This window comes from Ferrovibrio sp. (assembly GCF_029255545.1).
GTDB lineage: Bacteria > Pseudomonadota > Alphaproteobacteria > Ferrovibrionales > Ferrovibrionaceae > Ferrovibrio.
In genome coordinates, this window is sequence record NZ_JANLJJ010000079.1 from 136039 (window position 1) to 142254 (window position 6216).

Below are 6216 nucleotides of genomic sequence, written 5' to 3' on the forward strand. Positions count from 1 at the left end.
CGATGCTGGAGCTGCGCCCGAACTGCGAATGCTGCAACGCCGACCTCGCGCCGGACTCGATCGAGGCGATGATCTGCAGCTTCGAATGCACCTTCTGCGCCACCTGCGCCGGCACCGTGCTGAAAGGCATCTGCCCCAATTGCGGCGGCGGGCTGGTGGCGCGGCCGGTCCGCCCGGCATCGAAGCTGCTGAAATATCCCGCCAGCACCCGGCGCGTGTTCAAGGCGGAAGGCTGCGCCGCAGCCGAATAGACGCAGCGGAGTAAGGCATGAGCAAGTTCGTCCTCGCCATCGACCAGGGCACCACCTCGTCGCGCGCCATCGTCTTCGATGCCGAAGGCCTGCCCGTGGCCGTGGCGCAGAAGGAACTGACCCAGCATTACCCGGCTGACGGCTGGGTCGAGCATGATGCCGAGGAAATCTGGCGCGACGTGCAGAGCGTGATGCGCGAGGCCGTGGCCAAGGCATCCCTGCGTGGCAGCGACATCGCCGCCATCGGGATCACCAATCAGCGCGAGACCACCGTGGTGTGGGAACGCGCCACCGGCCGCCCGATCCATCGCGCCATCGTCTGGCAGGATCGCCGCACGGCCGAGATGTGCCGCCAGAAACTGGCCGATGGCCTGGGCAATCATGTGCAGCAGAAAACCGGCCTGCTGATCGATAGCTACTTCTCCGCCACCAAGATCGCCTGGATGCTCGATCACGTGCCCGGCGCGCGCGCCCGGGCGGAGAAGGGCGAGTTGTGTTTCGGCACCATCGATTCATTCCTGCTGTTCCGCCTGACCGGTGGTGCTGTGCATGCGACGGACGCCACCAATGCCTCGCGCACGATGCTGTTCGACATCCATGCTCAAGGATGGGACGACACGCTGCTGAAGGCCTTCGACGTGCCGCGCGCCATGCTGCCCGCCGTGAAGGATTGCAGTGGCGAATTCGGCGTCACCACGCCCGATATCCTCGGCCACGCCATTCCGGTGGCCGGCATCGCCGGCGACCAGCAGGCCGCCCTGTTCGGCCAGGCCTGTTTCCAGCCCGGCATGGTGAAATCCACCTATGGCACCGGCTGCTTCGCCCTGGTCAATATCGGCGACAAGCCGGTGCGCTCGGAGCATCGCCTGCTCACCACGGTGGCCTACCGCCTCAACGGCAAAACGACCTATGCGCTGGAAGGCTCGATCTTCGTCGCCGGCGCCGCGGTGAAATGGCTGCGCGACGGCCTGCATCTGGTGCGGGATGCCGCCGAGACGGCGACCCTGGCCGCCGCCGTGCCGGAGACCCATGGCGTCTATCTGGTGCCGGCCTTCGTCGGCCTCGGCGCGCCCTACTGGGATTCCCACGCGCGCGGCGCGCTGCTTGGCCTCACGCTCGACAGTGGCGCCGCCCATATCGCGCGCGCCACGCTGGAATCGGTGGCGTATCAGACGCGCGACCTCACCGCGGCGATGAAATCCGATGGCGCGGCGGCGCCCACGGCCTTGCGCGTCGATGGCGGCATGGTGGCCAATGACTGGCTCTGCCAGTTCCTCGCCGACATGCTCAATGTCGCGGTCGAGCGGCCGAAAGTGATCGAGACCACGGCGCTTGGCGCGGCCTATCTGGCCGGCCTGGCCGTGGGCGTCTATGCCGGGCAGGATGCGGTGGCCTATGGCTGGCATTGCGAGCGCCGCTTCGAGCCGCGCATGGATGCGACGACGCGCCAGCGGCTTTATGCCGGCTGGCAGGATGCGATCAGCCGCGTGCTGAGCCATCCCGCCGACTGAACCCGGATTCAGCGCCCGGCCGGCGTCGTATCGCCAGCCAGGCCGCGCGCCCAGCGCCACATCGCCTCGGTCGCCGTTTCGGCCGTGCTGCCCTCGGCCAGCGTCGGCAGTGTTGGCCGCGCCCCGCCGCTCTCTCGCGCCTCGCTTGGCGTCATGCCGAAATGGGTGCGGAACAGGCTGCTGAAATGGCTCGGCGAGGCGAAGCCGAAATCCAGCGCGATGTCGAAGATGCGGCGCTGCGCCTGGCTCGGGGCGGTGATGGCGCGGAAGCAGGCCATCAGGCGCCGGCGCTGGATATGCTCGCGCACGCCGCCCAGCGGCTGGAACAGCCGGTACAGCGTGGCGCGCGAGCAGCGGAACTGGCTGCACAGGCTGGCGACATCCAGCGCCGGATCGTGCAGGTGGCGGTCGATATGATGGCAGATGGTGGTCAGCGTCGCGCCCTGCGCGGGCGAGGCGCCGATATCGCGGTTGCGGGTCAGGGCGTCGAGCAGGCCAAGCGTGCCATGCACGATGGCCTGCGCCTCGCTGGCCTGGGCGTTTCCGAGATGCTGGCGCAGCGACAGCAGGTGATTGGCGAAAATCTGCGCCGAGGCCGAGTTGTCCTCGAACAGCGCGCCGCTGGCATCGACCAGTTGCGGCAATTCGGCCTGCAGCAAGGCGCGCGGCAGCACCAGGCTGAGCGTTTCGGCATCGGTTGATTCCGCGATTACCTCGCGGCTGAGGTTGACCGCGTAGACATTGCCCGATTGTTCAACGAAGTCGCGGTTGCCATTGGTGCCCCTGTTGGTGCCGCGCACGAACAGCTGCAGCAGCAGGTGGTCGGCATCGTCATGGCGCGCCATCCAGCCCGGATCGCGCCGGAACTGCTGCGCGACGAATGCGGTATCGACGAACAGGGCCTGGCCCAGATGGTATTGCCGGATGACCGGCGGCTGGCCGGCTCTGGCCGGATCGCGCGGCCGGGAGTCGAAAAAGGGGGCGATGCTCTGGCGCCACAGATCCGGCAGCACCTCGTCGGGCACCATGCCCGGCAGCAGGGCGGCGCTCGGAATCGGTGCGGTCATGCGCTTCACGTCCCCCTTCGGGCGAACTGCCGGAATACAGGCCGGATTACCGCATGCCCGGCGCCGGCATGCAACGGCAGGTTGGCTGCCGGCCCACGAATTTTGCCCGCGAGACGAACCTGTCAGGCGGCCAGTGAGACAAGGAGGGAAGGTTTTCAAGACAGCGGGACAATCTCGCCGCCGCCTGGCCCGGTAGTATCGCGATGTCCAGAACGGACGATCGCGGGGCGGGGCAGCCTGTCCGGAACCGCAGAAGTGGGGGCGTCATGGCCGATAGGGTCAAGGCCGAAGGGGGCACCGGGGGCGCCTCCATCATCGCGGACCAGCCTGGGGCGCCGCGGCAATGCCCGCTTCCAGCCTGGGGTGGGGCCTGCTGCGCTGATGCGGAAGGAGAGACGATGATGGATCGGCTGGAAAGCATGCGGGACAGCATGGATGTCTCGGATATGTCGTCGCCGGGCCTGCCGGACTCCGCCGTCCTGCCCTGGCAGGTGGACGGCCAGGGCCACGCGGCCGCAGCTGCAGCCGCCGCCGTGCCGTTGCAGGATGCCGAGGCCTGCCGGGCGGCGCGGGCCCAGCTGACCAGCGCCATCGCCCAGGGCGAGGCGGCGCTGTCGGCGCTGGAAGACATCACGCGCATGATCGGCAAGATCCGCACGCAAATCGCCGTGCTGGGCGAACGCGACCTGGCGGCGGTGCAGCAGGACATCGTCCGCAACAACATCGCCCTGCTGGCCGGCCGGATCGGCGCCTGCGTCGAGCGCGCCGGCCGGGATGGCCGGAACCTGCTCAGGGGCGACGGGTATGATGCCGCGCTGCCCGCCGTGGTCGATGCTGGCGTGGCCAATGGTGGCGGGGCCGATGGCAGCGGGGATGATGCCGGGCCTGCCGGCCGCCGCAACCTTGGCGATGCCATCGCCTCCCTGCTGACCGAGCAGGGCGGCATGACCAACTGGCTGTCGATGGTGCCGCCGAACATCTTCGTCGCCGGCTATCTGCTCGACGGCTTCGCGCATCAGGTCGATGCCCTGCTGATGGACCTATCGGTGCAGAAACAGGCGCTGGAGGACCACGCGGGCTTCATCGACGCCATGCTGGAGGCGCAGCAGGCCGCGCCGGCCAGGGTCACCATCGCGGCGGCGGCCATCGCCCGCGCCGCCGCCTGCCTGTCCTGAAACTCGGCCTGTCCTGAGACTCGGCCTGTCCTGAGGCAGCAGCCAGATGCGCCGTTTCCGGCGCCTTGAATGTTCTCATTATGTTCTTACATTTGGGGATGGAGGATTGCATCTGCACTGGATATCAGGAGTCTCAAAATGTCTGAACATATTGATTCTACTTCTTTTTCCCCAAAACCTCCGTCCCGCCCGGCCGCCCGGCCGCCCGGCGGCGCCGGATCGACTGGGAGAATGCCGCCGCCCTGATTGCCGGCGGCGGAACCTTGAAGGAGGTTGCCGCGCAGCTCGGCTGCCGGACCCATGAAATCCGCCGCAACCTCAAACGCAGCCCGCGGTTCCAGCGCCTGATCGACCAGGCCTTCAAGCAACAGCACCTGCGGGGCCAGTTGCGCTTCGCCGCCCTGGCCGAACGCACCGTGGCGTATCTGCGGGATGCCGAAAAGCTGGATGCCCGGACGCTGCAATGGCTGGGCGCGCAGCTTGGCCTGGAGCGCGGCGACCGGCTGCTCACCGGCCATGTCGCCGAGCGGTTGCGGGTGGCGCTGGGCCTGGCTCCGCCCGCCTCGCAGGAAACCCCGCCGCCGGATGCGCTGCGCGCCATGCAGCCCGAGGTGATCGAGGTGCTGACAATAGAAAAATACCGGGAACTGGTCGCGCAGCTGAATGCCGAAGAGGCGGCTGAAAAGGAGCGGCAGGCCGCCGCCGCGCGCGCCAAAAGGCAGGCTGGCTGGGATGATGAGGATAAGTGGGGATGAGGCCGGATTGGCGATGATTGGCCACAATTGTCGATAATTGTCGATAATTGGCAATCATTGGCCAGGTCTGGCCCATTTGGGCCGGTTTTTCCCGCCTGGCCGCCGGGTTTATGACCTGCCGGATCACTGCGTCGAATCGCGCCAACGACGGCGCCGGCCTCGCTGTTGCGCCGCCGAAACCCGTATGCTAGTTAAGCGCGGCTTTCGCGCCGGGGGGGCTTTGTGAAGGCAGTGGCCGCCCCGTGAATTCCTTAGACTATTCAAGGTCTTAAGCGGAGCGTCGGGAGGGTGGCATGGGCCGTGATGCCCGAGTCCCGACCGGCGGTTCCGCGTCCTAGAGAAGAAGGGTCGTTCGTGGCTCAGGAATCTACGCTCGTCTCCGGCATCGCCGGCCGCTACGCGACTGCGCTGTTTGATCTGGCGCGCGACGCCGGTCAGCTCGATGCCGTCGCCCGGGATCTCGGTGAACTTTCCGCCATGCTGGCCCAGTCGTCCGATCTGGTGCGCCTGGTCCGCTCGCCGGTGTTCAGCCGCGAGGAACAGGCCCGCGCCATTGGCGCCGTGGCCGAAAAGGCCGGCTTCAGCGATCTGGTGCGCCGCTTCCTCGGCGTGGTGGCCAACAACCGCCGCCTGTTCGTGCTGGCCGACGCCATCGCCGCTTTCAAAACCCTGCTCAGCCATCATCGTGGCGAGGCGATTGCCGAGGTGGTCTCGGCGGTGCCGCTGACCGATGCCCAGCTGCAGCAGATCAAGTCTTCGTTGTCGTCGGAAGCCGCCGGCAACGTGGTGATCGATGCCAAGGTCGATGCCGGTCTGATCGGCGGCCTGGTCGTCAAGCTCGGCTCGCGCATGATCGATGCGTCGATCCGGACCAAACTCAATAATCTGAAGACCGCCATGAAAGGGGTTGCGTGATGGACATCCGCGCCGCAGAGATTTCCGAAATCCTGAAGACGCAGATCAAGAATTTCGGCACCGAGGCCGAGGTTTCTGAAGTCGGCCAGGTGCTCAGCATCGGCGACGGCATCGCGCGCGTGCACGGCCTCGACAAGGTCCAGGCCGGCGAGATGGTCGAATTCCCCGGCGGCGTGAAGGGCATGGCCCTGAACCTCGAGACCGACAATGTCGGCGTCGTGATCTTCGGCGACGACCGCGGCATCAAGGAAGGCGACACCGTCAAGCGCACCGGCGCCATCGTGGACGTGCCGGTCGGCAAGGGCCTGCTCGGCCGCGTCGTCGACGCGCTCGGCAACCCGATCGACGGCAAGGGCCCGCTGACCGACGTCAAGCGCGCCCGCGTGGAAGTGAAGGCCCCGGGCATCATCCCGCGCAAGTCGGTGCACGAGCCGATGCAGACCGGCCTCAAGGCGCTCGACGCGCTGGTGCCGGTCGGCCGCGGCCAGCGCGAGCTGATCATCGGCGACCGCCAGACCGGCAAGACCGCCGTGGCGATCGAC

7 protein-coding genes are annotated in these 6216 nt (G+C 67.5%); 6 read left to right on the forward strand and 1 reads right to left on the reverse strand.

Going from position 1 to position 6216, the window contains the following annotated elements; translation table 11 throughout:
- Nucleotides 1-2: 2 nt before the first annotated feature.
- Together Q1J79_RS15740 and glpK are read left to right on the forward strand one after the other, a co-directional pair.
- Entirely contained in the window at nucleotides 3-251 is a 249-nt protein-coding gene (locus tag Q1J79_RS15740; RefSeq protein WP_300302226.1) for a DUF1272 domain-containing protein, read from the forward strand.
- Nucleotides 252-268: 17 nt separating this feature from the next.
- Nucleotides 269-1762: a glycerol kinase GlpK gene (glpK, locus tag Q1J79_RS15745; protein WP_300302228.1), complete on the forward strand. Its 1494-nt coding sequence runs from the start codon at nucleotides 269-271 to the stop codon at nucleotides 1760-1762.
- Nucleotides 1763-1770: 8 nt separating this feature from the next.
- Here glpK and Q1J79_RS15750 read toward each other — a convergent pair whose 3' ends face one another.
- Nucleotides 1771-2829, reverse strand: coding sequence for a helix-turn-helix domain-containing protein (locus Q1J79_RS15750; protein ID WP_300302230.1), 1059 nt, complete (start codon nucleotides 2827-2829; stop codon nucleotides 1771-1773).
- Nucleotides 2830-3227: 398 nt separating this feature from the next.
- Here Q1J79_RS15750 and Q1J79_RS15755 point away from each other — a divergent pair, with 398 nt between their 5' ends.
- From Q1J79_RS15755 to Q1J79_RS15770, 4 genes are all read left to right on the forward strand, one after another.
- Nucleotides 3228-4004, forward strand: coding sequence for a hypothetical protein (locus Q1J79_RS15755; protein WP_300302232.1), 777 nt, complete (start codon nucleotides 3228-3230; stop codon nucleotides 4002-4004).
- A gap of 263 nt (nucleotides 4005-4267) precedes the next feature.
- The gene (locus Q1J79_RS15760) at nucleotides 4268-4759 is read left to right on the forward strand and encodes a hypothetical protein (protein ID WP_300302233.1); all 492 of its coding nucleotides are present in this window, start codon (nucleotides 4268-4270) and stop codon (nucleotides 4757-4759) included.
- A 354-nt stretch (nucleotides 4760-5113) separates the two neighbouring features.
- Nucleotides 5114-5674, forward strand: coding sequence for a F0F1 ATP synthase subunit delta (locus Q1J79_RS15765; protein WP_300302235.1), 561 nt, complete (start codon nucleotides 5114-5116; stop codon nucleotides 5672-5674).
- Nucleotides 5674-6216 (forward strand): HAS-barrel domain-containing protein (locus Q1J79_RS15770; RefSeq protein ID WP_367182993.1); only part of this gene is annotated, 543 nt, incomplete at its 3' end. The genes Q1J79_RS15765 and Q1J79_RS15770, both read left to right, overlap by 1 nt.